Below are 24,901 nucleotides of genomic sequence, written 5' to 3' on the forward strand. Positions count from 1 at the left end.
CCACGAACGGTTCAACCGCCCATCAGGGAAAGTGTGTGGCCGCCCGTTGGGAACCACAAAGTGGACGCGAATACATCGTTACTGAAGAACTCATGCCCCCACACAATAGTGGGGATGAAATCAAGTCGTCGGCTTATTAGTACCAGTCAGCTCCACACCTTACAGTGCTTCCACATCTGGCCTATCAACCCAGTCATCTACTGGGAGCCTCACACACTCAAAGGTGTAAGGAGATCTCATCTCGAGGCCGGCTTCCCGCTTAGATGCTTTCAGCGGTTATCCATCCCGAACGTAGCCAACCAGCCATGCCCTTGGCAGAACAACTGGCACACCAGAGGTCCGTCCAACCCGGTCCTCTCGTACTAGGGTCAGATCCTCTCAAATCTCCAACGCGCGCAGAGGATAGGGACCGAACTGTCTCACGACGTTCTAAACCCAGCTCGCGTACCGCTTTAATGGGCGAACAGCCCAACCCTTGGGACCAACTCCAGCCCCAGGATGCGACGAGCCGACATCGAGGTGCCAAACCATGCCGTCGATATGGACTCTTGGGCAAGATCAGCCTGTTATCCCCGAGGTACCTTTTATCCGTTGAGCGACAGCGCTTCCACAAGCCACTGCCGGATCACTAGTCCCGACTTTCGTCCCTGCTCGACCTGTCAGTCTCACAGTCAAGCTCCCTTGTGCACTTACACTCGCCACCTGATTGCCAACCAGGTTGAGGGAACCTTTGGGCGCCTCCGTTACTTTTTAGGAGGCAACCGCCCCAGTTAAACTACCCACCAGGCACTGTCCTAAAACCCGATCAGGGTTCGTAGTTAGATATCCAATATGACCAGAGTGGTATTTCAACAACGACTCCACGAACACTAGCGTGCCCGCTTCACAGTCTCCCACCTATCCTACACAAGCCACACCGAACACCAATACCAAGCTGTAGTAAAGGTCACGGGGTCTTTCCGTCCTTCTGCGCGTAACGAGCATCTTTACTCGTACTGCAATTTCGCCGAGTTCACGGTGGAGACAGCTGGGAAGTCGTTACGCCATTCGTGCAGGTCGGAACTTACCCGACAAGGAATTTCGCTACCTTAGGATGGTTATAGTTACCACCGCCGTTTACTGGGGCTTAAATTCAAAGCTTCGACCCAAAGGTCTAACCTCTCCTCTTAACCTTCCAGCACCGGGCAGGCGTCAGTCCGTATACGTCCACTTGCGTGTTAGCACGGACCTGTGTTTTTAGTAAACAGTCGCTTCCCACTGGTCTCTGCGGCCACCACACCCTTTCCGGAGTAAATCCGTATAAGTGGATGGCCCCCTTCTCCCGAAGTTACGGGGGCATTTTGCCGAGTTCCTTCACCATGATTATCTCGATCTCCTGAGTATTCTCTACCTGACCACCTGAGTCGGTTTGGGGTACGGGCAACAGCAAACCTCACGTCGATGCTTTTCTTGGCAGCATAGGATCACCTGCTTCCCCATACGGGTCCGCGTCGTGTCTCAGCCTTCACGAGGAACGGATTTGCCTATCCCTCAGCCTACGCACTTACACCGGGACAACCATCGCCCGGCACAGGCTACCTTCCTGCGTCACACCTCACGCTCACCACCCCAGTTCGGGTTCGCAGCCGCCACAAACCATCACCCGAAGGATCCAGTCAGCTTTGGATTGCTTAGCACTACTAGTTAGGTCTTTGACGGTTTACCGCCGGTACGGGAATATCAACCCGTTGTCCATCGACTACGCCTGTCGGCCTCGCCTTAGGTCCCGACTTACCCAGGGAAGATTAGCTTGACCCTGGAACCCTTGGTCTTCCGGAGGACGGGTTTCTCACCCGTCTTTCGCTACTCATGCCTGCATTCTCACTCGTGTGGCATCCACGGCTGGTTCACACCGCCGCTTCACTCGCCACACGACGCTCTCCTACCCATCCATACGGCTGGACCACGAAGGCCTACCTGTTATATGAATGCCACAACTTCGGTGGCGTGCTTGAGCCCCGTTACATTGTCGGCGCGGAATCACTTGACCAGTGAGCTATTACGCACTCTTTCAAGGGTGGCTGCTTCTAAGCCAACCTCCTGGTTGTCACAGCAACTCCACATCCTTTTCCACTTAGCACGCGCTTTGGGACCTTAGTTGGTGATCTGGGTTGTTTCCCTCTCGACTATGAAGCTTATCCCCCACAGTCTCACTGCTGCGCTCTCACTTACCGGCATTCGGAGTTTAGCTGACGTCAGTAACCTTGTAGGGCCCATCGGCCATCCAGTAGCTCTACCTCCGGCAAGAAACACGCAACGCTGCACCTAAATGCATTTCGGAGAGAACCAGCTATCACGAAGTTTGATTGGCCTTTCACCCCTATCCACAGCTCATCCCCTCAGTTTTCAACCTAAGTGGGTTCGGTCCTCCACGCGCTCTTACACGCGCTTCAACCTGGCCATGGATAGATCACTTCGCTTCGGGTCTAGGACATGCGACTGAATCGCCCTATTCAGACTCGCTTTCGCTACGGCTTCCCCACACGGGTTAACCTCGCCACATATCGCTAACTCGCAGGCTCATTCTTCAAAGGCACGCCGTCACACCTACAAGGGTGCTCCGACGGATTGTAAGCAAACGGTTTCAGGTACTATTTCACTCCCCTCCCGGGGTACTTTTCACCTTTCCCTCACGGTACTAGTCCGCTATCGGTCATCTGGAAGTATTTAGGCTTATCAGGTGGTCCTGACTGATTCACACGGGATTTCTCGGGCCCCGTGCTACTTGGGATACACACCACGCGGTAAAACCATTTCGGATACGGGACTCTCACCCACTCCGGTCCGCCGTTCCAAGCGGTTCTCCTATAGCTTCACTCTCACGTTCGAGGCTCAGCAGCGCCTCACGGTATGTCCCGCAACCCCGACTATGCAACCCCTGCCAGGTATCACACATAATCGGTTTAGCCTCATCCGGGTTCGCTCGCCACTACTACCGGAATCACTGTTGTTTTCTCTTCCTGTGGGTACTGAGATGTTTCACTTCCCCACGTTCCCTCTACCCGCCCTATATATTCAGGCGGGAGTCACCAGGTACGCACGCGCCCTGGCGGGGTTTCCCCATTCGGAAATCCTCGAATCACAGCCCGTTTATCGGCTCCCCGAGGCTTATCGCAGATTACTACGTCCTTCTTCGGCTCCAGATGCCAAGGCATCCACCGTTTGCTCTTATAAACTTGAAATCACATAAGTATTCAGAAACACACACCACCACAACCAGTCCCGAAAGACCAATCACAGTCATGTGTGACCAATGAAATTATTAGTATCAATAACACCCCAAAAAAGGGATGTTATAAGATGCTCGCGTCCACTGTGTAGTTCTCAACGTACGGTCGATCTCCCAAACGAGAACAACACGTTCCCCGCCCAAGAGTCAGAAGGCAGTCCACCCAAACACCCAAAAGATGCTCAAGCCGGCTGGTCCTTCAGGACCCAATAGTATGCACTCTAGAAACCATCATCCACAACACCATTTCTTTCCAACCGTCACCGGCGTACTCAAAACACTGCCACAAACAACAATCCACGTTGTCAAATGTTCCACCCATGAGCAGACTGCATCACACATTCGGTGATGAACAATCCATTCTGCACACCCAAAGGGTGTGAGTGCTCCTTAGAAAGGAGGTGATCCAGCCGCACCTTCCGGTACGGCTACCTTGTTACGACTTAGTCCTAATCACCAGTCCCACCTTCGACGGCTCCCTCCACAAGGGTTAGGCCACCGGCTTCGGGTGTTACCGACTTTCATGACTTGACGGGCGGTGTGTACAAGGCCCGGGAACGTATTCACCGCAGCGTTGCTGATCTGCGATTACTAGCGACTCCGACTTCATGGGGTCGAGTTGCAGACCCCAATCCGAACTGAGACCGACTTTTTGGGATTCGCTCCACCTCGCGGTATCGCAGCCCATTGTATCGGCCATTGTAGCATGCGTGAAGCCCAAGACATAAGGGGCATGATGATTTGACGTCATCCCCACCTTCCTCCGTGTTGACCACGGCAGTATCCCATGAGTTCCCACCATAACGTGCTGGCAACATAGGACGAGGGTTGCGCTCGTTGCCGGACTTAACCGAACATCTCACGACACGAGCTGACGACAACCATGCACCACCTGTTTACGAGTGTCCAAAGAGTTGACGATCTCTCGCCCGTTCTCGTATATGTCAAGCCTTGGTAAGGTTCTTCGCGTTGCATCGAATTAATCCGCATGCTCCGCCGCTTGTGCGGGCCCCCGTCAATTCCTTTGAGTTTTAGCCTTGCGGCCGTACTCCCCAGGCGGGGAACTTAATGCGTTAGCTACGACACAGAACCCGTGGAACAGGCCCTACATCTAGTTCCCAACGTTTACGGCATGGACTACCAGGGTATCTAATCCTGTTCGCTCCCCATGCTTTCGCTCCTCAGCGTCAGTTACGGCCCAGAGATCTGCCTTCGCCATCGGTGTTCCTCCTGATATCTGCGCATTCCACCGCTACACCAGGAATTCCAATCTCCCCTACCGCACTCTAGCTTGCCCGTACCCACTGCAGGCCCGAGGTTGAGCCTCGGGTTTTCACAGCAGACGCGACAAGCCGCCTACGAGCTCTTTACGCCCAATAATTCCGGACAACGCTTGCACCCTACGTATTACCGCGGCTGCTGGCACGTAGTTAGCCGGTGCTTTTTCTGCAGGTACCGTCACTTTCGCTTCTTCCCTACTAAAAGAGGTTTACAACCCGAAGGCCGTCATCCCTCACGCGGCGTTGCTGCATCAGGCTTGCGCCCATTGTGCAATATTCCCCACTGCTGCCTCCCGTAGGAGTCTGGGCCGTGTCTCAGTCCCAGTGTGGCCGGTCACCCTCTCAGGCCGGCTACCCGTCGTCGCCTTGGTGAGCCACTACCTCACCAACAAGCTGATAGGCCGCGAGCCCATCCTTCACCGATAAATCTTTCCACCCACACACCATGCGGTGATGGGTCATATCCAGTATTAGACACCGTTTCCAGTGCGTATCCCAGAGTGAAGGGCAGGTTGCTCACGTGTTACTCACCCGTTCGCCACTCTTCCACCTAGCAAGCTAGGCTTCATCGTTCGACTTGCATGTGTTAAGCACGCCGCCAGCGTTCGTCCTGAGCCAGGATCAAACTCTCCGTAAAAATTACATGCCCACAAGCAGCGGAATAAGCCACCCATGAACGAGTTCAACCTGACAAAACGAACATCATTACTGACGTTCATATAATTTGTCCAAAAGGAATCGCCATCAACCAAGAAAACTTGGCGACGGGATAAAATTGGCACTTGACAATAAAGTGCACACTATTGAGTTCTCAAAGACCAGACACCACCCGTCAGAACCCTCACGGCCCTTCCGAACGGCAACCTGTCTAGCTTAGCACAAGAAACTTGCGCTGCTCGCATTCCTATAAGCCGGACCGCTCAGCTTCTGCCTCGCTGCCCGGCTCCGTTGCGGTGACAAGGGAATAGATTACGTGGATCCACCCCCACCCGCAAACCACACCCACATCTCGGGCGCGCCCCCGCATAAAACCGCCACTTTTCACAAACCACCCACACCACACCACCCACCCCACACCCACCACCCACACCCCAAAACCCACCAAAACACCCCCCACACCCCCACATCCCGGGCGCGCCCACACCCCACAGACCCACACACAACGCAGGAGAGGGCAGGAGACCGGGCAGCGACGGGCAGAACCGGGCAGTGCCGCACAGAGCAACATCGAACCGGGCAGAACAGATCAGGACCGGGCCGCGCCTGGCAGCGCTAGATCCGCCCTGGGCCCGAAGCGCACTCCTCGCGCCCACCGCTGCACGTTCTCAGCGTCCCCGGAGCAGATGCCCGACTTCACACTCGGGCAACCGCGCGGATCGGCGCACCGTCTCCGCCGTGCAGGGCGAGCGGCAGGAGTGAGAGCTCCGCTGACCCCGCGATTTGCGAAAGCCCGCGCAGGTTCTCCACGATTACGCCGCTGCCACCCAACCAGAACTCGTGCACCGGGAGCTCGCTGTGCTCGGACAGATCCGCTGTGGGATCTGGGCTCAGCGCGTCGACCCCAAGCACTCGGGCGCCTCGGGCCCACAGGTGTTCGGCGAGCTCGAGCGCGAGATACGGGTGCCGCAGCATCTCCGCACTGCCGAAGTGTCGATCCCACCCGGTCTGCACGCAGACGATTCGGGGAAGTGTCTCGGGCAGCGTGTCATCGAGCGCAGCAGCATCGATACGCTGCGCAGCCACGGCGTCCGAAACCCGCAGGATCGCGGCTGGGCCGATGAGCCACTCGAGTGGAATCTGATCTACGGTGCGCCCACCCGCGATCACGTGCGACGGCGCGTCGAGGTGCGTGCCTGTGTGAGAGCCGAAATCAAGCCTGGCGACGGCCACCCCGTCGTGCTCCACCGAGAGGGCCGGACGGATCGAGGCTCGCGGGTCCCCCGGGTACACGGCCATGCCGTCCGAGATCGGCTGGCTCAAATCGATGATCTGCATGGCCTCACGCTAGCCCGCTGCTGTCCCCGTTGCCAGCGCAGTGAACGTGCAGCCCCGCTCTTGTAGCGAGGGTCCGAAGCCCCCCGCACGGCCGAGCTCGCAGCTATCCGCCCACGCGCAGCGCGGACGTCGCCTCGGCGCCAGCACGCAGGTGCCCGGTTGGCTCGGCGTCCCGCGCGTCTCGGCGTCCCGCGCGTCTCGGCGTCCCGCGCGTCTCGGAGTCCGAGCCGTTTCACCCCGCGCAGGGTGGTGCGTGGCGGAAACACACAGGTGGTGGTGACGAGGCATTCCCGTCACCACCACCTGAATGTGAAACTAGTCGCGCGCTGCCATTGCCGAGACGAGCTCGTACACGACGTGGCTCGCGGCAACAGCGGTGATCTGTGCGTGGTCGTATGCAGGTGCGACCTCGACGACGTCAGCGCCAACGATGTGCAGATCTGCGAGCCCGCGGATGAGGCGCAGCATCTCTCGGCTCGTGAGGCCACCGGCCTCGGGCGTTCCGGTGCCCGGGGCATGAGCCGGATCGAGCACATCGATGTCGATGGAGATGTAGAGCGGCTTGTCGCCGACGCGCGCACGGATCTTCTCGAGCGCGGCGGGAATTCCGTGCTCCTCGATGAACTCAGAGGTCACGATCTGGAAGCCGAGCATTGCGTCGTCTTCGAGATCCTGCTTGCCGTAGAGCGGCCCACGGGTGCCGCCGTGCATGCTGGCGGTGAGGTCGATGAGGCCTTCTTCCGACGCGCGGCGGAATGGTGTGCCGTGCGTGGTGGGCGCGCCGAAGTAGGTGTCCCAGGTGTCGAGGTGAGCATCGAAGTGGAGCACCGCGACGGGGCCGTGCTTCTTGTTGATGGCGCGCAGCAGCGGAAGGGCGATGGTGTGGTCGCCGCCTACGGTGACAATCTTGTCGACTCGTTCTCCAAGCTCGGTCGCCGCATCCTCAACCTGCTGAACAGCTTCGTCCAGGTTGAAGGGGTTCGCCACGATATCGCCGGCGTCAACCACCTGCTTGACGGAGAAGGGAGAGACATCCTGCGCGGGGTTGTAGGGGCGCAGGAGGCGCGAGGCTTCGCGCACGTGCGAGGGGCCGAAGCGCGCACCGGGTCGGAAGCTCACGCCAGTGTCGAACGGCACGCCGACGATCGCGATGTCTGCTTCGGGCACGTCTTCGATACGAGGCAGCTTGGCGAACGTGGCGATGCCTGCGTAGCGAGGGGTCTTGCTCGCGTCGACGGGCCCCTGGGGGGTGTGTGCAGTCACAGCGGTCCTTTCGGGTCAGCTCTCAAAATGTTTTCTAAGAGTAAACTTGTGAGTTCTACCAGAGAACTTTACTTCACTATATGCTGGACCCGCGATGCGGTCAACGCGGGAAGCGCAGCTCCAGCCGGGTGGCAGCCCCCAGCCACTACCTCAGAAAGGTGAGACAGTGCGAGCGATCCATCTCAGTGCAGGCGACGATCCCGTTCGGATCGGGGCGAAGCTCCGCTCCTCGCGCGTGGCCCAGGGCCTCACCCTCGAGCAACTCGCGCAGGCAGCCGGGCTCACTAAAGGGTTCCTGAGCCGGATCGAGCGCGACGATACGATGCCGAGCGTTCCGACGCTCGTGCAGATCTGCCACGCCCTGTCACTTCCCGTCGGTGCCCTGTTCGAAGAACCCGACGTCCAGCATGTGGCGCTTGTGGACGCTCCCCGCATCAACATGGGCGGGATCGAGGCTGACGAGCGACTGGTCACCCCGCGCTCCGAAGAACGGATGCAAGTCCTGCGCTCCTCAGTTGGCCCGCACGGCTCGGGCGGAGACGCGCTGTACACCGTGAGCTGCGCGGTGGAATCTCTGCACGTGATCTCCGGCGAGGTCACCGTCCGGTTCTCGGGCCGGGATACTCAGCTGGCCGCTGGCGATACGCTCACCTTCCCCGGGCTCACCCCGCACACGTGGGTTGCCGGGGCTGCCGGCGCCGAGATGGTGTGGATTCTCGTGCCGGCAGCCTGGAGCGGATCGAGCTAGCTCGCCGCTCCCGCGGTGTCACCCTCGTCAAACACGATCACGGTGCGTGTGCGCTCGCTGCGGCGCATGGCATCGAACGCCTCGTTCACCTCTTCGAGGGGCACACGCGTACTGATGAGATCGTCGAGCGGGAGTTCACCCGCGAGGTAGGCCTGCGCCACCCGCGGGAAATCCCGGGCCGGCACCAGGCCACCGTAGTTCGAGCCGATCAGCGTTTTGCCGTCGTAGGCGAGCTGCAGCCCGTCGATCCGGAGCTCCTGACCCTCCGGAGGCAGACCGACAAACACCGCGCGCCCACCGGGTCGGATCAGATCAGGCAGCTGCTCCATCGTTGCGACACGACCGATTGCCTCAAACGCCGCGTCTGCTCCCCCGCCGGTCAATTCTGCGACGCGCTCGGCGAGATCCGCGCCCCCGATCAGGCCGTGTGTCGCACCGGCGCGCTTCGCTTCAGCGAGCTTCGCTTCAGACACGTCCACCGCGATGATCGGAGAGGCTCCCGCGAGCCGCAACGAGGAGATGATCGACATTCCGACCCCACCAGCGCCGACGACCACGGCGGACTCCCCTGCGACCACGCGCGCATTGTTCACCACGGCGCCGTACCCCGTCCCGACCGAGCAGCCGATGAGGCTCGCCACATCAAACGGCACGCGGGGATCAACACGAATCGCCGCAAAGTCTGGCACGACGATGCGCTCGCTCATCGCGCCGACCGCAAGGTACGGCCAGGCGGCTGCTCCATCTGCGGTGTGCCACCGGGTGGTGCCATCGGGCAGCTGCGAGTCGTTGGAGCGCACGCGCGTGCAGGCCCAGGGCTTGCCCCCGTACACTCGGCGCACCGCTGGCAGGCTTGGTGCCAGGCGATGATCACGTGATCGCCCACTGCGAGCTCACGCACGCCCGCGCCGATCGCCTCGACCACTCCGGCGGCCTCGTGCCCCATGACCGCGGGAAGCGGCACCTGCCACTCGCCATCGATCACGTGCCGATCAGAGCCGCACACTCCGGCAGCGCGCACCCGCACGCGGACCTCGCCATGCTCGGGATCAGCCAGTTGCAGCTGCTCGATCCCGAGGCGATCCCCGTTGTCCCCGCGGTAGACCGCCGCGCGCACCTCGATCGTTGCCATGCTGGTTACTTCCTTCCGGCGGCCGCGAAGAGGTCGGTTCCGCCGTACGCACCGCGGCCGCGGCGCACGTAGAGCAGGGTGCTCAAGATCAGGTAGCTGATCATCGCGATCAGCACCGCTGGCAGCGTGGCCGTTCCAAAGCGGAAGAACTCCTGAGTCTCGAGCGTGATCGGGTTGTACACCCAGAGGTAGAACGCCGAAGCGATTGCCACCGAGACCAGGGCGGCGATGTTGACGCCGCCCGTGAAGCGGAGCGGATCGCTCGGACCGGATGCGTAGAGCGCGCGCAGCGGGACGACCTGGCGTCGCAGGATGAAGTAGTCGGCGATGATCACACCGCACAGGGCAGCGATAAAGGCCCCGCTGATCACCACGAAGGTCATGAATTGCTCGTACATGAAGCCGGGGAAGAAGCTCAGGATCGCCGGTAGCGCGAGGAACGCGGCGCAGAGCGCTGGCCAGCGCAGCCGCGACAGCGCCTTGCCACTCGACTGCTTCACAGCAAGCACCGTGGAGTAGGCGATGGAGGCCATGCTGGTGACGTTGGCGAACCCCACGAAGAGCAGCGTCAGGACTCCCAGGATCGGGCCACCAAGTGGCACCATCCAGGATGTGGGATCGGCCTGGCCGAACAGCAGTCCGGCAGCCATCCCGACGAGCTGCGCCACCACGGTGCCGACAAGAATTCCGGCGTACGCCGGCCACACCGCGGCACGCGGGCCACGGGTCAGCCGCGACAGCGTGCCCATCACGGGCCACCACGACAACCCCGCGCCGAGATTGAATTCGACGGCCATCATGAAGTTGAGCTGCTCGTCCGCGAACGGAGCGATGGGTTCAGCGGCCAGCAGGTCGCTCCACTCGTAGTTCGACATCAGCAGCACCATCATGAGGGCGACGACCACCAGCAGGCCAGGTGCGACGAAGCGGTTGAGCTTGCTGATCGTCACCGGTCCACGGGAGAGGATGATCCAACCGACGAAGATCGCGGCGAGCGAGAACACGGTGACCAGCGGCCCGAACTGATCGAATTCGGTCCCAAAAGCCTGGTTCGAAATCTCGCTAAACGCACGGCCGAACATCACGCCGAGCAGCGACGTCCACCCCATCTCAGTCAGCAACACGACGACGAACACGACGATTCCGACGCCCACGATGCCAAACACCGACTTGAGGGCGCGGTACTGCTCGACGCCAAGCCGCTGGCTCAGCACGACGCTGCCGAGCACCATGATCGCGAGCCCGATGCTGTTGCCGATCAGCATTGCGGCGATGCCATCGGTGAAGCCGACGAGGAGCACCGTTGAACCACCGGTGAGGAAGGCCCAGGTCGCGATCGCGAGGCTCAGCGTCACCCAGCTGAAGTCGCCTGCGCTCCAGCTCCGCTCCTGCTTCAGCAGCGGCAGCGAACCGTAGGTCGCTTCCTGCGAGACCTCGGCGTCGACACCGGCCCGCTTCGTCTCGGCGCTCACAGCGCGACTCCGAGAGCAGAGAGGACGACGATTCCGGCGGCGACCGCCAGGAAAACCGCGAGGCTGCGGCCGCTCAGTGCTGCGTGCACCGGATCGTCCAATTCCTCGGCCTCGATGACGGCAAGGCGCCGTTCAAGTTCCTGTTCAAGCTGTGTTCCTTCAGACATCTGGGTCTGACCTCCTCGTGAGTCCCGCGTCACTACGGTGTAATCCGTGCAAGCCTAAGCAGACTTGCACTTCGATACAAACGCTTGAGCAGGCAGAAAGCGCACATTCTGCGCAAATAGACACAGGCAGCACAAAAGCAGAACTTTCACCCCGATATTGGTGAGAAATGGTGCAAAATGGCACGAGACGTTCTCACCGTCCTGAGCCCCGAGGAGGCGTGATGCCACAGTCGATCGCTCCGATGCAGCGCGCCGCATCGGCGAGCAGCACCGACGAACTCCGCACCAGAATCCTGCGCGAACTACGCGACGACGGACGCGCCAGCTTTGCGCGAATCGCTGAGCGGCACGGCACTACGCGCCGCCAGGTCACACAGATCGTGCAGCATGCGATTGATCGCGGCCTGCTCCGCATCACGGTCTCCATTAGTCCCGATCTTCTCGGACACGAGCGCTTCGCCTACCTCCAGATCGCCGTCGACGGGCCGATCGCCGAGATTCGCGAGGCACTCGTTGCCATGCCGGAGACCACGTTCGTCGCAGAGATCAGCGGGAGTTTTGCGATCGACGCAGAAATCCGCGTGGGCGCAGATCCGCATCTGCGCGAGACAGTCGATCGAATCCGGGCCCTGCCGCACGTGCGCGAGATCCGGCTGCACCTCTATGAGAGCATCGAGATCAACCTGTACTCTCCCATCCGCACTGGCGGGGCAGGCATGCAGGTCGATGACGCGGATCGTGCGATCGTGCAGCATCTGCAACAGGATGGGAGGGCGTCATTCCGTGAGCTCGGCGACGCCGCTGGAGTGTCACCGAGCGGCGCGCGGCTGCGGTTGCGGCGGCTCATGGATCGCGGCGCAGTGAAAGTGGTCGGGATCCCGGTGCGGGGCAATCTGCCCGAGGCACCGACGCTCGGCGTGGGCGTGCAGGTCACCTCCGCGGTTGCTGACGCAATTGCGCGGGTGCGCGAGCTGGATCCAGAGTTCCTTGCCGTCGCGGTCGGCGGCTACGACATGATCCTCACACTGTCCGGCGAAAGCAACGACGACGTGCTCGAGCTTGTCGATCGCTTGCGGTCGTTCCCGGAGATCTCGCGCATCGATTCTTGGGCGAACCTGCGCATCGTGAAAGAGCAGTACGGCGAGGGCGACCGCATCATCACGAGCGCGCGCAGAGCACAGCCGAGCCCGCTCTGACTCCGAGTCGACCCCACTGCGGGAACTCACAGCGCACCCCGTGTGGGCCTCGTTGCACGGCTCGCAGCGCACCCCACTGCCACGACGCAGAGCCGAGTTTCAGCCCCCGCGGAGACTCGATGTCTGGCAAATCGAATGCCTCGCGCTGGGAAAGCGAGAGACTTGGAACGCTATCCCCAGCGGGTATACAGGTCCGGGCGGCGGTCGCCGAGGTAGTTGGCCTCGCCTGGGGCGATCGGTGCGAGCTCCGGGAGATCCGCAATCAGCAATTCAGCCTCGCGTCCGGCAGCTGCGAGCACTCGGCCCTCGCGCCCGGCCACGGTGCTGAGGCCAGCAAAGCCTGCGGCAGGATCGTCGCTTTGCCCAGGCGCAGCGGGGTGATCAGCGTAAGCCACGACCATGGCATTTTCGGCGGCGCGTGCGCGAATCAGCACCTCGGGAACATACTGTGATTGGCCGTCGATCGCGGTCGGCACGAGGAGCAGATCCACGCCCTGTGCCGCGAGTCCACGCGCCGGTTCCGGGAACTCGATGTCATAGCAGATCTGGAATCCGACACGGCGGCCGTTCCACTCCGCGACCTTCGGCGCGTCCTCACTCGGTGTGAACGCACGTGGCTCGATCTCGCCCCAGAGGTGCACCTTTTCGTAGCGAAGCACCTCAGCACCCGTTGCGTCCCACAACCCGGCCGCGATCGCGTAGGAACCATCGGGGCGTGTAAGAGGGAAGCTCGCGGCGATCGCGATCCCCGTCGCACGAGCGATCTCAGCAACTGCCGCCGGGATCCCCGACACCCGCTCGGGAGTCAGCCAGCTCGCGAGTTCGAGCGGCGCGTACCCACTGATGAACAGTTCAGGGGTCAGAATCAATTCGGCCCCCTCGGCGACAGCAGCTGCCGCGCGCTCCCGCAGCGCGGCAAGGTTCGCCTCCGGGTCGAGTGGGGTGGCAGCGGCCTGCAGCAGCGCGATCCTCATCAGCTGGCTCCTCTGGGATGGTGCGGATAGTGGGGAGTGGTGTGCGGTGGTCCGGCAACACGGGAACGGTGCGACACGGATGACTCAGGGGTGCGGAGAGCGCGCATCGCGCGAGCCGAGCCCCCGCGTGCACGCTCGTCGCCCGATCCTAGCCGCGAGTTCGGGGGCCGATGAGGATCATGCACAGACAGCTCGGCGCGCTGGCCGCACGGACAGGTCCCGCAGCCAGCGCGCCGATCGAAGCGAGACTAACCGGCGACGACGCCCGCGAGCGTCTTCTTCCCCCGGCGCAGGATCGCAAACTTGCCGTGCAGCAGATCGTCGGCACTCACTGCCTGGTCCTCGGCGGCGACTGCGACATTGTTCACGTACACGCCGCCCTGAGCAATTGCGCGGCGGGCCTCACCCAGGCTCTTCACGAGCTCGGCATCAACCATGAGCTGAGCGATCGTGGAGCCGACCGATCCAACAGCCTGCGGGAGTGCCTCAACCGCGCCGGCGACGGTCAGCGCATCAAGCGCGGTGAGATCTCCACGGCCAAAAAGCGCCTCTGACGCGTCAATCGCGCCCTGAGTTGCCTCGGTGCCGTGCACGAGCGTGGTGACCTCGAGTGCGAGGTGCTTCTGCGCTGCGCGCTTAAATGGCTCCTCTGCGACCTGGCGCTCGAACTCCGCGATCTCCGCCCGAGACAAGAAGGTGAAGACTTTGAGGCGATCCACCACATCCGCGTCAGCCTGGTTGAGCCAGAACTGGTAGAACGCGTACGGCGAGCACATCTCCGGGTTCAGCCAGATTGCGTTGCCCTCGCTCTTGCCAAACTTCGTGCCGTCGGCGTTCGTGATCAGCGGCGTTCCAATTGCGTGGGCGGTTCCGCCCTCAGCCTTGCGGATCAGCTCCGTACCGCTCGTCAGGTTGCCCCACTGATCACTGCCGCCGGATTGCAACTTGCAGTCGTACTGGCGGTAGAGCTCAAGGAAGTCGAGCCCCTGCAGGATCTGGTAGCTGAACTCGGTGTAGCTGATTCCCTCTTCTGAGTTCAGGCGCTTGGCCACGATGTCCTTTTTGATCATCGTTCCGACACGGAAGTGCTTGCCGATCTCACGCAGGAAGTCGATCGCGGACAGCGGCGCCGTCCAGTCAAGGTTGTTGACGAATCGGGCAGCGTTGTCGCCGTCGAAGCTGAGGTAGCGGGAGATCTGATCGCGCAGGGAGTCGACCCACTGCGCCACCGTCTCACGCGAGTTCAGGGTGCGTTCTGCCGTCGGGCGCGGATCCCCGATCAGACCTGTGGAGCCTCCCACAAGGCCGAGAGGCAAGTGGCCCTTCAGCTGGAGCCTGCGCATCAACAGCAGCTGCACCAGGTGTCCCAGGTGCAGACTCGGAGCCGTGGGATCAAAGCCACAGTAATACGCGAACGGCTCGCCCTCGATCAGTTCCGACAGCGCCGTTGCGTCCGTCGAGACGTGGATCAGCCCACGCCACTCCAGCTCATCCCACAGGGTGGGGAAGCTGTCGTCGTTGCGCTGGGCTGCCAGGATCTGGGTGCGAGCATTCGTTTCAGACACGATTGCCATCGTACTCGGGTTCGGGGGCGCTCTGCGCCCCCGATGCCTCCCCGAACATGCCGAGAGCCGTGCGGTGCGGGTCACTCTTCACAGGTGACCCGCACCGCACGGCTCTTGGCTACGCCCGGAGGGATGCCGGAACAGCTATGCCCGGAACTCGGCGATGCGTTCGGCGAGGCGCGCGAGCTGCTCATCGACGCGCACGCGGGCGGTGCCGCCTGCGCCGACTCGTGAGTTCACTGAGCCCTCGATCGTCAGCACGGCGCGCACGTCCGGTGTCAGGTGTTCGGACACGCTCGCGAGCTCCTCGTCGCTCGGCTCGTGCAACTCGAGGCCGCGCTCCTCACAGAAACGCACCAGCTCACCTGAGATCTCGTGTGCATCGCGGAAGATCACGCCGCGCTTCACGAGCCACTCGGCCACGTCGGTGGCGAGCGAGAACCCCTGCGGTGCGAGCTCAGCCATGCGTTCCGTGTTGAGCGTCATCGTCGCGATCATGCCAGCGAAGGCTGGGAGCAGCACTTCAAGCTGGGCGACAGAGTCGAACACCGGCTCCTTGTCCTCCTGCAGATCGCGGTTGTACGCGAGCGGCATGCCCTTCAATGTCGCAAGGAGGCCGGTAAGGTTGCCGATCAGACGCCCCGACTTGCCACGCGCCAGCTCGGCGATATCCGGGTTCTTCTTCTGCGGCATGATCGAAGAGCCCGTTGAGTAGCCATCGTGCAGCCGCACGAAGCCGAATTCCTTCGTGTTCCAGAGGATGATCTCCTCGCTGAGGCGCGAAAGATCGATCCCGATCTGCGCGCAAATGAACGCGAACTCAGCGACGACGTCGCGGGCGGCCGTACCATCAATCGAGTTCTCCAGCGGATCACCGAGGCCGAGCTCGGCGGACACGAGCCGGGGATCCAGTCCCAGCGACGACCCGGCAAGCGCTCCTCCCCATACGGTGAGGCGCTCGCGCGGACTGACCAGTCGCGCAAGCGCTCGAGGTCCCGCACGATCGGCCACGCGTGGGCCGCGAGTTGGTGCGCGAGCAGCACCGGCTGCGCGTGCTGCAGGTGCGTACGGCCCGGGAGGATCGCATCCGGGTGCCGGTGCGCCTGCTCGGCGATCGCATCGAGCAGGTCGAGCAGCATCTCGCGGATCACTGCGGTGTGATCGAGCAGGTAGAGCCGCACGAGCGTCGCAATCTGGTCGTTGCGGCTGCGGCCAGCGCGGAGCTTGCCACCGAGCTGCACCCCCACGATCTCAATCAGCAAACGTTCGAGTGCCGAGTGCACATCCTCGTCGTCGTCGCCCGCGACCGCGCGGCCGTCGGAGACGCGCGCCGCGAGTTCGTCGAGCCCGGCACGCATATCGGCGAGCTCCTGCGCGTCAAGGTACCCCGCAGCGGCGAGTGCCGTCGCGTGCGCTTTCGACCCTCGGATGTCGTAGGGGGCGAGCACCCAGTCGAACTGGGTCGACTTTGACAGCGCAGCAAGCGCGGGTGACGGGCCGCTGGCGAAGCGGCCTCCCCACAGCGATCCGGCCTCCGCCGCGCGGTTGCCCTCGCCCTCGGTCCCGGCTGCGGTGGTGTTCTCGTTGCTCATGTTGTCCTTCACTCAGTCGTTCATCTGCGGGGCGCGACTACGCGCGATCCAGCAGCCAGGTCATCAGTGCTTTCTGGGCGTGAACGCGGTTCTCCGCTTCATCCCAGACCACACTCTGCGGGCCGTCGATGACCTCGGGGGCCACCTCAAACTCGCGGTAGGCGGGAAGGCAATGCAGAAACACCGCATCGGCCTCCGCGTGCGCCATCAGCTCAGGCGTGATCCGATAGGCCCCAAAGGTGGCGACGCGGGCGGCTTTTTCGTCTTCCTGCCCCATCGAGACCCAAGTGTCAGTGATCACGGCGTCAGCTCCAGAAACTGCGGCGACCGGATCGGTGAACACGCTCACGCTGCCGCCTGTCCGCGCAGCGATCCGTTCCGCATCGGCGACGATGTCGGCCCGGGGGTGGAAGCCAGCTGGGCCGGCGACACGAATATGCATTCCGGCGGTCGCGAAGCCAAGCAGATAAGAGTGCCCCATGTTGTTCGCGGCGTCACCCACGTAGGTCGCGGTGAGGCCCGCGAGCTCGCCCTTGCGCTCGCGAATCGTCTGCAGGTCTGCGAGGATCTGGCACGGGTGGAAGTCGTCCGAGAGGGAATTGATGACTGGCACCGTCGCGTGCTCTGCCATCTCCACGAGGCCGGCGTGGTCGAAGGTACGCCACACGATCAGAGAGACCATGCGCGAGAGCACCTTCGCGGTATCCGCGATCGTCTCCTTCACTCCGAGCTGCGCTTCGCCGGGGTTCACGATGATTGGTGATCCACCCAGCTCTGAGATGCCAGCGGCGAAGCTGAAACGTGTGCGCGTCGAAGTCTTGTCGAAGAACACGGCAGCAGATTGCGGCCCCTCGAGCGGACGCTGCGAGAACGGCGCTCGCTTGAGTCGGGCAGCGAGATCGAGGACCTCGCGCTGCTCGGCCGGGCTCAGATCGTCATCACGCAGGAAATGTCGGGTCACCATCACAGTCTACCGACGCATAGCTGGCCCCGATTCCCCGTGGGAGAATGGAGGAATGTCTCCGCTGCCGCGCCTCGTCGCCTTCGATCTCGATGACACTCTCGCGCCCTCGAAGTCCCCGGTGGAACCGCGCATGCTAGAGGTGTTCGCCCGGCTGCTCGCGCGCACCAACGTCGCCGTGATCTCGGGCGGGAACTTCGAGCAATTCGAATCACAACTGCTCACTCGGCTCGCTGACGCAGCCGCGGCTTCTCGCGCTGCAGGGTCGGCGGAGGACGCAGCGACGGGGGACGCAGCGGCGGGGGACGCAGCGGCGGGGGACGCAGCGACGGAGCGAGCAGTTGCGGCGGCTGGATCCGCGAGCTCCGCCAGTGTTATCGATGAGACGGCGTTGAGCCGACTGCATTTGCTCCCCACCTGCGGCACGCGCTATGAACGGCGGGAGCACGGCGCGTGGGCAACCGTGTACCGCGAGCACCTGAGCGAGGTGGAACGCGACAGCGCGCTGATCGCACTGCGCGAGGAGGCCGCGCGCTTAGGCCTGTGGGAGTCGGAGCCGTGGGGAGAGATCCTGGAGGATCGCGGATCGCAGGTGACGTTCTCGGCTCTGGGGCAGCGCGCTCCCGTCGCGGCGAAGCACGCGTGGGATCCAGACGGCGTGAAGAAAAACGCGCTGCGCGCCGCAGTTGCCGCCCGACTCCCCGAGCTGGAGGTTCGCAGCGGCGGATCCACGTCTGTGGACATCACCAGGCGCGGGATCGACAAGGCCTACGGGATGCGCAAGCTCGAGGAGCACACGGGAATCTCGCTCGACGAGATGCTCTTCGTCGGTGATCGGCTCGACCCTGACGGCAACGACTACCCGGTGCTTGCGCTCGGCGTCACCTGCCACGCAGTGACTGGCTGGGAAGACACTGTGGCGTTCCTCGACGAGCTCCTCAGGCACTAGCTCGGCAGCACTGCTGCAAGAGGCCCTCCAAGGGGTCCCGCACTCGAAGAGGTGCCGCCACTCCCCCGCGTTCCGCAGTGTGAGCGCGAGTGGCTGAATTAGGGCCCCTATTCGACCACTTGCGCTCACACCAGCGCGGAGAGTGCCGGATCGAAGCGGGCCGCGCATGGCGTCTGCGCGAGCCCCGCGTGCCCCGCGTGCGACTGTGGCGAGGCCTAAGCGGGGCCCGCCTGGCATAGGGCCCCGCCAGGCCAGGCTTAGGCCCCGCCAGACCAGGCCCGGCCAGAAGCATTCAGCACGCAAACGGGCGAGTCACCCGTTCAGGTGACCCGCCCGTTCTCAGTGCTTCAATCGGCTATGCGTCAGCCTGAGCATCGACAGGAGCGACCGCACCAGGAGCGTCGGTCTCAGCGATCAGGCCCAGCACGCGGCCGGTCTCAGCGAGCGAGGCCGCTGCTGCTGCTGCGTCACCGTTCAGGCCGCCGGTTGCGAGCACGGGAATCTGCTCGGTGAAGACCTGCTCCCACTCGTTCGCGTACTGCTCCGGGAAGCACTTGCGCAGCACACCGAGCATGGCGTGCACCGCGGTCGACGCTCCAGGCGACGCACCCAGCAGGCCGGCGATCGAGCCGTCCGCACCGGTGATGACCTCGGTGCCGAACTGCAGGATGCCACCCTTTTCAGGGTCCTTCTTCATGACCTGCACGCGCTGACCTGCGGTGATCATTTCCCAGTCGGCGGTGCGCGCTGCCGGCATGTATTCGCGGAGCGTGTTCATCTGCTTCTCACGGCTCGCCATGAGCTCACCGAGGAGGTACTTCTCGAGTCCCCACTGCGTGAGACCGACCTTGATCATGGGGCCGAGGTTGTGCAACCGGATCGAGCCGGGCAGATCCCACCACGATCCCTTCTTGAGGAAGTTGGGGCTGAATCCTGCGTAGGGCCCGAAGAGGATGCTCTCCTTGCCGTCGACGATGCGCGTATCGAGGTGCGGTACCGACATCGGGGGTGCGCCGACTGCGGCCTTGCCGTAAACCTTCGCGCGGTGGTGCGCGACAATCTCGGGGTTGTCTGTCTTCAGGAACTTGCCGCTAATCGGGAAGCCACCGAAGCCACGGATCTCGGGGATCTTGGAGGACTGCAGCAGCTGCAGTGCGCCGCCGCCAGCGCCGACGAACACGAACTTCGCGTTGACGATGTGGCTGCCGTATCCGGAGCGGTTGCGCACGTGGACATTCCAGGTTCCGTCGGCGACACGCTTGACCTTGCGGATGTGGTGGTTGAGGTGGAGCTTGGCGCCTGCCGCGACCAGGTGGTCGAACAGCTGGTGGCTGACCGCGCCGAAGTCGACGTCGGTGCCACTCTCGGAGCGGGTTGCTGCAAAGACCTCGTCTTTGGCGCGGCGATCGACGAGCAGCGGAGCCCACTCGGCGATCTGCGCGGGGTCATCGCTGAACTCCATGTCGGAGAACAGGGGCTGCTCCTTGAGCAGCTCGTAGCGGCGACGAAGGTAGTCAACGTTGGACTCGCCGCGCACGAAGGTCATGTGCGGGGTCGCGTTGATGAACGACGAGGGCGTGCCGAGGATCCCCTTCTTGACGAGGGTGGACCACCACTGACGAGACAGCTGGAACTGCTCGTTGATGTCGATGGCCTTGGCGGCGGAGAGGCTGCCGTCGGCTGCCTCGGGCATGTAGTTCAGCTCGCAGAGGGCTGCGTGGCCGGTGCCCGCGTTGTTCCACGCGTTCGTACTCTCCGTGGCAACTTCCGCCTGCGACTCGAAGATTTCGATCGACCAATCGGGCTGCACCTGATTGATCAGGGTACCGAGGGTGGCGCTCATGATTCCGCCGCCTACGAGGACGACGTCTACCGTGTTCTTACTCACGAGGGGTAAGTCTACTCCGACACAAGCTGCGCTACAGCCCAGCGCCCTTTCGGGCCTGATCGAGCGTCTCTGCCGCGGCATCGATGATGCGCGTGTACCCCAGTCGTTTCGCCTCCTGAGCGCGCTGTGCTCCGCTCGCAACTGGCCGGACTTCTCCGGCCAGACTGATCTCACCAAACGCCGCGAGATCGTGTGGTAGCGGGCGATCCCGGACGGCCGAAAGCACTGCGAGCGCAATCGCGAGATCCGCTGCGGGCTCCCCGAGTTTCACGCCGCCGACAGTTGAGACGTAGACGTCTTGGTCGTGGAGACGGGCACCGACGCGGCGTTCGAGCACAGCGAGAATCATGGCGACACGGGCCGGATCGACCCCACTGGTGACCCGCCTCGGGTTGGGCGTCGCACTCTTGGCGACGAGCGCCTGCACCTCAACGGGAAGCGCGCGGCGCCCCTCCATCGCGACTGTGGCGCAGGTTCCGCTCACAGGTGCAGGAGCGCGACTGAGGAAAAGGCCGCTGGGATCCGGCACCTCCCGGATCCCGTCCCCCGTCATTTCGAAGCAGCCGACTTCATCGGTGGGGCCGAAGCGATTCTTCAGCGTGCGCAAGAAGCGGAGTGACGTCTGCCGGTCGCCTTCGAAGTGGCACACCACATCGACCAGGTGTTCGAGCAGCCGTGGGCCGGCAACTGAGCCGTCTTTCGTAACATGGCCAACGAGAATCACGGGCGTGCCTCGCCCCTTCGCAACCCGGATCAATGCGGCAGCGACCTCGCGCACCTGGGAGGGCCCGCCAGCGCTACCTTCGACCTGGTCGCTCGCCATAGTTTGCACCGAGTCAATAATGACGAGCGCAGGGTCCACCGTCTCGATATGCCCGAGCACTGTGGCCAAGTCCGTCTCGCTCGCGAGAAAGAGTGTGTCGTGCATTGCGCCAGTGCGCTCAGCGCGCATGCGGATCTGCCCCGTTGATTCCTCGCCGCTGGCGTACAGGATCCGCTCCCCGCGCGCGGCCGCGCGTGCTGCGGTGTCGAGCAGCAGCGTCGATTTTCCGACGCCGGGCTCACCCGAGAAGAGGATTGCGGCGCCCGGAACGACGCCGCCTCCGAGCACGCGATCCAGTTCGCCAATGCCCGTGGTCCGATGCCGCACCGCGTCGCCCGTGAGCTCGGTGATGGGGCGTGCCTCACGGCCTGCGAGCGGCTGCACTGCCCTGGTGGTACGCGCGATTGTCGCGCCCTCGCGAGCGCGCTCAACAACGGTGCCCCACTGCTGACACTCGCCGCAGCGGCCCACCCACTTGGAAGCCTGCCAGCCGCACTCGGTGCAGGTGTACGCGCTACTCGTCTTCGCCATGCCTGCGAGACTATCGATCACCCCTGACATTCGTTGCGCTGGCGGTGCGGAGCGGCCGGATGGCCGAGTCTCAGACGCCGCTCGCTACTGTGCTGGGGTGTGCACCAGTTCCGCAGCTGCCTCCGTAAGCACACCGGCGACCCAGTCCTGCGCTGCCTCGGTCGCGTCGATCGGGCCAGCTGCGTCGTGCCGCCCATATTCCCCGATGCGTCTCGCGCCGCACGCCGCGAGCGCCTCGTCAATGAGCTCGCTCCCCCGCGAGTAGGTTCGGGTGTAACTGCGATCCCCCAAGCCGAACACTGCGTATCTCAGACCGTCCAAGCGAAGCCCCGCTGCGGCGAGCGCCTCGTAAAACGGCCGGGCCGCGGCAGGCACTTCCCCATCTCCGTAGGTGGCGCACACCAGAAGCGCGAGCCGATCGGTGCGCAAACGGTCCGGACGGACATCCGCAAGATCGAACACCTCCGCGTCTGGCAGCAGCTGTGCCAGGTCCTCCGCGACTAGCTCGGCCCCACCTGACTCGGTGCCGAAATAGATCGAGACCGGCACCGACGGGACAGGCTGGGCCCACGAGGCATCCGCTGCGACCGGGTCACAGCTCTGGTCTGCTGCGGCCTCGAGCAGCGCACCGCGCGTGGGCAGCTTCAGACGGGTGCGGTCCGGTGCGGCGTCGCGGCGTTCGGTGAAGTCGATCCGATTCCACCCAGTGAACCCGATTTCGTGTGGCAACGCAGGAAGCCCGCTGGCAGCTGTGCCGATGGCCCCCACACGGACATCATCCGCGAGCAATTGCATCAGGCTGCGCGCGTCCGCTCGCTGGTCCGGAATCGTGCCGCGCGGGCCCTTCCGCAACCACCCCGCGACGTAGAGCCCCGCCTCGATGCGACCGGTGGGAAAGGCTCCGGGTGTGACCGGGGAATCCGCGTTTGCGTCAAAGCCGATCGCCGTTATGACGTCGGTAACGCGCAGGCGGACGGCACCGTCGTCGTGAGTGAGGTGCATGAGGTACTCACCGCTATCTCCCTGTTCGATCAGGTGCGGCCGCGCGCCAAACCACCACTCGATCCGAACGCGCACGTGCTCAGTATCCCCACGTACCGAAGTGGCTGCCTGCAGCTCCCGCACGGCGTCGACGCGCGCATCGCGGCCGTCTGCGGGAAGCACTCCCGCGCCGTGGACGACGTGCGCTACTCCCGGCAGCGCAGCCAGTTCGCGCACCATCACGGGATCGCATTTGGCTTCGCTGGGCATACTTCTGCCGATGAGATGCACCACGCGCACGGACCCAGCGAGCTGGTGGTGGACGGCATCGTCAATATCTGAGCCCGCAAGCCCCGCAGAATCCTGCGCGAGCAGCCGAGCGACATCGAGCGCAACGTTCCCGTGCCCGATCACCGCGACGTGTTCTCCGAGCGGCGTCTGTGGCGGCTCGTCCGGGTGCCGATTCAGGTACCGAGTGACTGCGCCGGCCCCTCGGGCGTACTCGGACCCGGGAGTATCGAGACGTGCGTCGGCGTGCATGCCCGTGGCCAGCACCACCGCGTCATACCGCGCGCGGAGCTGCGGTAGGGCCACGTCGCGCCCCAACGACACATTGCCCCGAAATGCGACCCCCTCTTGTGTGAATAGGCGGTCGAACTGCCGGGACACGGCCTTCGTGCCTGGATGGTCCCCCGCCACGCCGGAGCGCAGCAAACCGTATGGGGTCGGGAGATTCTCGAAGACGTCGATGGGGGCAGAGGGGAAGGCGCGGCGCGCAGCTTGCGCGGTGAAACACCCTGCGGGCCCAGATCCCACGATGGCGATCCTGGGTGCCGGCGCGGCACTCACTGCGGTGGCGGCCACCGGAGCGGCCTCCTCACCGAGGCCATCCCATGTAACGGGGAGCTTGGTCATCCCGCGGAACACCCACCCTCCAACCTCAGCTGCCTGGCTCCCGGTGACGCGCAATCCGCGCAGCCGCTCGAAGAGCAGGGGAAGCCCCACGTCAGCCACCTCGGCCCGGGCGACCCAGGCACCGAGGCACACGTGCACGCCCTTCCCGAAGGCGAGATGTGGTTTCACCTCACGCCGGAGATCGAAGCGATCCGGATGCTCCCACACCGTTTCGTCCCGGTTCGCGGAGAGGATGCAGATCCCGAGCCGCGCGCCAGCGGGGAGGCGCACACCTCCGAGATCCACCGCTCTGGTGGTCTGCCGGGAGTACATGCCGATCGGCGCGATCCAACGGATGGACTCATCGAATGCGGTGTGCCAGAGCGCTGGATCTGAGCGCACCGCGGCCAATTGCTCGGGATTCTGCATGAGCGCCCAGGCCGTTACGCCGAGCGCGTCTCTCGGCTCGTTGAGCCCCCCACCGATCGTCATTTTGAGATTGGCTCTGATTCGTTCGAGCGGCATTTCATAGTCGGGGATCCGCAGCAGCTGCGAGATCAGCGAGTCATTGGGGTTCGTGGCGTGCCAGCGAAGCATGTCGTCGAGCGCGTCATCGACTTCGGCATACGACTGCTCCCCCAGCCGCCACACCTCGGGATCATCGGCGTAGTTTCCTGTCGCATCGATCATTGTCTGCGACCATCGCTGCAGATCCTCCTGAGTTGAGTTCTCCAGTCCGATGATCTGGCGCAGGTTCTCGGCCGCGTAGGGGGCTGCAAAATCCCACACGAGGTCTGCTCCGGGACCCTTCTCGATCAGTTCAGCGAGATACCGTTCTGCGTTCGCACGAAACTTGCCTGTCCACACGCGCTTCACTGCTCCCGGGCGCAACGCGGGCTGCCACGCCTTCCGTTCGACGTAGTGCTCGGGGTCATCGCGGCGCAGCATGGAGTGGCCCATCGCCCGGATCTGGAGCGAGCCCTGCTCGTTTGCGGAGAACACTCCCTGGTCCAGTTCCGTCTCGTGGACGGCCGCGTAGCTCGTCACGAGGTAGCGGTTCACACTCGGCACCCAGTGCACGCCGCCCTCCGCGCGCAGACGCTCGTAAATGGGGAAGGGGTCGCGGTACAGATCGGGGATCGTCACCCAGTCGGCGACGGGTGCAGTGGTGCCGGTCATGTCACTTCCTCGTGATTCGTGTGGGCGGAAGGCCGCGCTCGAT

Annotated in this window: 15 protein-coding genes, 2 rRNA genes and 1 pseudogene; 3 read left to right on the plus strand and 15 right to left on the minus strand. The window is 63.4% G+C overall.

Features of this window, described 5'->3' with window-relative positions; translation table 11 throughout:
* Positions 1 to 116: 116 nt before the first annotated feature.
* The 4 genes from K1X41_RS05785 to speB form a co-directional block, all read right to left on the minus strand.
* Positions 117 to 3,221, minus strand: a 23S ribosomal RNA gene (locus tag K1X41_RS05785).
* Positions 3,222 to 3,662: 441 nt separating this feature from the next.
* Positions 3,663 to 5,185 (minus strand): 16S ribosomal RNA (locus tag K1X41_RS05790).
* The 16S and 23S rRNA genes sit together here, the layout of an rRNA operon.
* 716 nt (positions 5,186 to 5,901) lie before the next feature.
* On the minus strand, positions 5,902 to 6,543 hold the full coding sequence (locus tag K1X41_RS05795; RefSeq protein WP_220175545.1) for a cyclase family protein: 642 nt from the start codon (positions 6,541 to 6,543) through the stop codon (positions 5,902 to 5,904).
* 315 nt (positions 6,544 to 6,858) lie between these two features.
* Positions 6,859 to 7,806, minus strand: a complete 948-nt coding sequence (speB, locus tag K1X41_RS05800; protein WP_133617565.1) for an agmatinase — start codon at positions 7,804 to 7,806, stop codon at positions 6,859 to 6,861.
* 166 nt (positions 7,807 to 7,972) lie between these two features.
* Between speB and K1X41_RS05805 the strand changes: the two genes are divergently transcribed.
* Positions 7,973 to 8,554 (plus strand): helix-turn-helix domain-containing protein, encoded by a 582-nt coding sequence (locus K1X41_RS05805; RefSeq protein WP_132206859.1) that lies wholly within the window; start codon positions 7,973 to 7,975, stop codon positions 8,552 to 8,554.
* On the opposite strand, the gene K1X41_RS15425 is transcribed toward K1X41_RS05805, so the two are convergent.
* From K1X41_RS15425 to K1X41_RS05820, 4 genes are read right to left on the minus strand one after another with little or no spacing between them, the layout of a single operon-like run.
* Complete coding sequence (locus K1X41_RS15425) at positions 8,551 to 9,261, minus strand: zinc-binding dehydrogenase (RefSeq protein ID WP_258566671.1); 711 nt, start codon at positions 9,259 to 9,261, stop codon at positions 8,551 to 8,553. The two genes, K1X41_RS05805 and K1X41_RS15425, sit on opposite strands and share 4 nt — an antisense overlap.
* Positions 9,258 to 9,686 (minus strand): alcohol dehydrogenase catalytic domain-containing protein, encoded by a 429-nt coding sequence (locus K1X41_RS15430; RefSeq protein ID WP_258566672.1) that lies wholly within the window; start codon positions 9,684 to 9,686, stop codon positions 9,258 to 9,260. The genes K1X41_RS15425 and K1X41_RS15430 overlap by 4 nt, the downstream gene beginning before the upstream one ends.
* A 5-nt stretch (positions 9,687 to 9,691) precedes the next feature.
* On the minus strand, positions 9,692 to 11,158 hold the full coding sequence (locus K1X41_RS05815; RefSeq protein ID WP_133617568.1) for a purine-cytosine permease family protein: 1,467 nt from the start codon (positions 11,156 to 11,158) through the stop codon (positions 9,692 to 9,694).
* Complete coding sequence (locus K1X41_RS05820) at positions 11,155 to 11,325, minus strand: hypothetical protein (protein ID WP_165875709.1); 171 nt, start codon at positions 11,323 to 11,325, stop codon at positions 11,155 to 11,157. Before K1X41_RS05820 ends, K1X41_RS05815 begins: the two co-directional genes overlap by 4 nt.
* 221 nt (positions 11,326 to 11,546) lie before the next feature.
* Between K1X41_RS05820 and K1X41_RS05825 the strand changes: the two genes are divergently transcribed.
* Positions 11,547 to 12,521: an Lrp/AsnC family transcriptional regulator gene (locus K1X41_RS05825; RefSeq protein WP_133617569.1), complete on the plus strand. Its 975-nt coding sequence runs from the start codon at positions 11,547 to 11,549 to the stop codon at positions 12,519 to 12,521.
* A gap of 170 nt (positions 12,522 to 12,691) precedes the next feature.
* On the opposite strand, the gene K1X41_RS05830 is transcribed toward K1X41_RS05825, so the two are convergent.
* The 4 genes and pseudogenes from K1X41_RS05830 to argF form a co-directional block, all read right to left on the minus strand.
* Positions 12,692 to 13,495 carry a nitrilase-related carbon-nitrogen hydrolase gene (locus K1X41_RS05830; RefSeq protein ID WP_220175546.1) on the minus strand — a complete coding sequence of 268 codons (804 nt, stop codon included), beginning with the start codon at positions 13,493 to 13,495 and terminating at the stop codon, positions 12,692 to 12,694.
* 248 nt (positions 13,496 to 13,743) lie between these two features.
* A complete protein-coding gene (gene tyrS, locus K1X41_RS05835; RefSeq protein ID WP_279513128.1) occupies positions 13,744 to 15,060 on the minus strand; it encodes a tyrosine--tRNA ligase in 1,317 nt (438 codons plus the stop codon).
* Positions 15,061 to 15,204: 144 nt separating this feature from the next.
* Positions 15,205 to 16,652, minus strand: a pseudogene (argH, locus tag K1X41_RS05840) (argininosuccinate lyase).
* 37 nt (positions 16,653 to 16,689) lie between these two features.
* Positions 16,690 to 17,613: an ornithine carbamoyltransferase gene (argF, locus tag K1X41_RS05845; protein ID WP_132206494.1), complete on the minus strand. Its 924-nt coding sequence runs from the start codon at positions 17,611 to 17,613 to the stop codon at positions 16,690 to 16,692.
* Between the two features lie 55 nt (positions 17,614 to 17,668).
* Here argF and K1X41_RS15435 point away from each other — a divergent pair, with 55 nt between their 5' ends.
* A complete protein-coding gene (locus K1X41_RS15435) occupies positions 17,669 to 18,562 on the plus strand; it encodes an HAD-IIB family hydrolase (RefSeq protein ID WP_258566673.1) in 894 nt (297 codons plus the stop codon).
* 355 nt (positions 18,563 to 18,917) lie between these two features.
* On the opposite strand, the gene mqo is transcribed toward K1X41_RS15435, so the two are convergent.
* The 3 genes from mqo to K1X41_RS05870 all read right to left on the minus strand — a co-directional run bounded on the left by mqo (position 18,918) and on the right by K1X41_RS05870 (position 24,858).
* Positions 18,918 to 20,450: a malate dehydrogenase (quinone) gene (gene mqo / locus K1X41_RS05860; RefSeq protein ID WP_243736128.1), complete on the minus strand. Its 1,533-nt coding sequence runs from the start codon at positions 20,448 to 20,450 to the stop codon at positions 18,918 to 18,920.
* 31 nt (positions 20,451 to 20,481) lie between these two features.
* Positions 20,482 to 21,804 carry a DNA repair protein RadA gene (gene radA / locus K1X41_RS05865; protein WP_132206488.1) on the minus strand — a complete coding sequence of 441 codons (1,323 nt, stop codon included), beginning with the start codon at positions 21,802 to 21,804 and terminating at the stop codon, positions 20,482 to 20,484.
* 84 nt (positions 21,805 to 21,888) lie between these two features.
* On the minus strand, positions 21,889 to 24,858 hold the full coding sequence (locus K1X41_RS05870; protein WP_220175548.1) for a cytochrome P450: 2,970 nt from the start codon (positions 24,856 to 24,858) through the stop codon (positions 21,889 to 21,891).
* Positions 24,859 to 24,901: the final 43 nt, after the last annotated feature.

The organism is Leucobacter luti, assembly GCF_019464495.1.
GTDB classification, from domain to species: Bacteria; Actinomycetota; Actinomycetes; order Actinomycetales; family Microbacteriaceae; genus Leucobacter; species Leucobacter luti_A.

Bases quoted from the DNA above. Each gene is read 5' to 3' on its own strand.
- K1X41_RS05795 (WP_220175545.1), bottom strand. From the start codon at position 6,543: ATGCAGATCATCGATTTGAGCCAGCCGATCTCGGACGGCATGGCCGTG.
- K1X41_RS15425 (WP_258566671.1), bottom strand. From the start codon at position 9,261: ATGAGCGAGCGCATCGTCGTGCCAGACTTTGCGGCGATTCGTGTTGAT.
- K1X41_RS15430 (WP_258566672.1), bottom strand. From the start codon at position 9,686: ATGGCAACGATCGAGGTGCGCGCGGCGGTCTACCGCGGGGACAACGGG.
- K1X41_RS05820 (WP_165875709.1), bottom strand. From the start codon at position 11,325: ATGTCTGAAGGAACACAGCTTGAACAGGAACTTGAACGGCGCCTTGCC.
- K1X41_RS05825 (WP_133617569.1), top strand. From the start codon at position 11,547: ATGCCACAGTCGATCGCTCCGATGCAGCGCGCCGCATCGGCGAGCAGC.
- K1X41_RS05830 (WP_220175546.1), bottom strand. From the start codon at position 13,495: ATGAGGATCGCGCTGCTGCAGGCCGCTGCCACCCCACTCGACCCGGAG.
- K1X41_RS15435 (WP_258566673.1), top strand. From the start codon at position 17,669: ATGTCTCCGCTGCCGCGCCTCGTCGCCTTCGATCTCGATGACACTCTC.
- radA (WP_132206488.1), bottom strand. From the start codon at position 21,804: ATGGCGAAGACGAGTAGCGCGTACACCTGCACCGAGTGCGGCTGGCAG.
- K1X41_RS05870 (WP_220175548.1), bottom strand. From the start codon at position 24,858: ATGACCGGCACCACTGCACCCGTCGCCGACTGGGTGACGATCCCCGAT.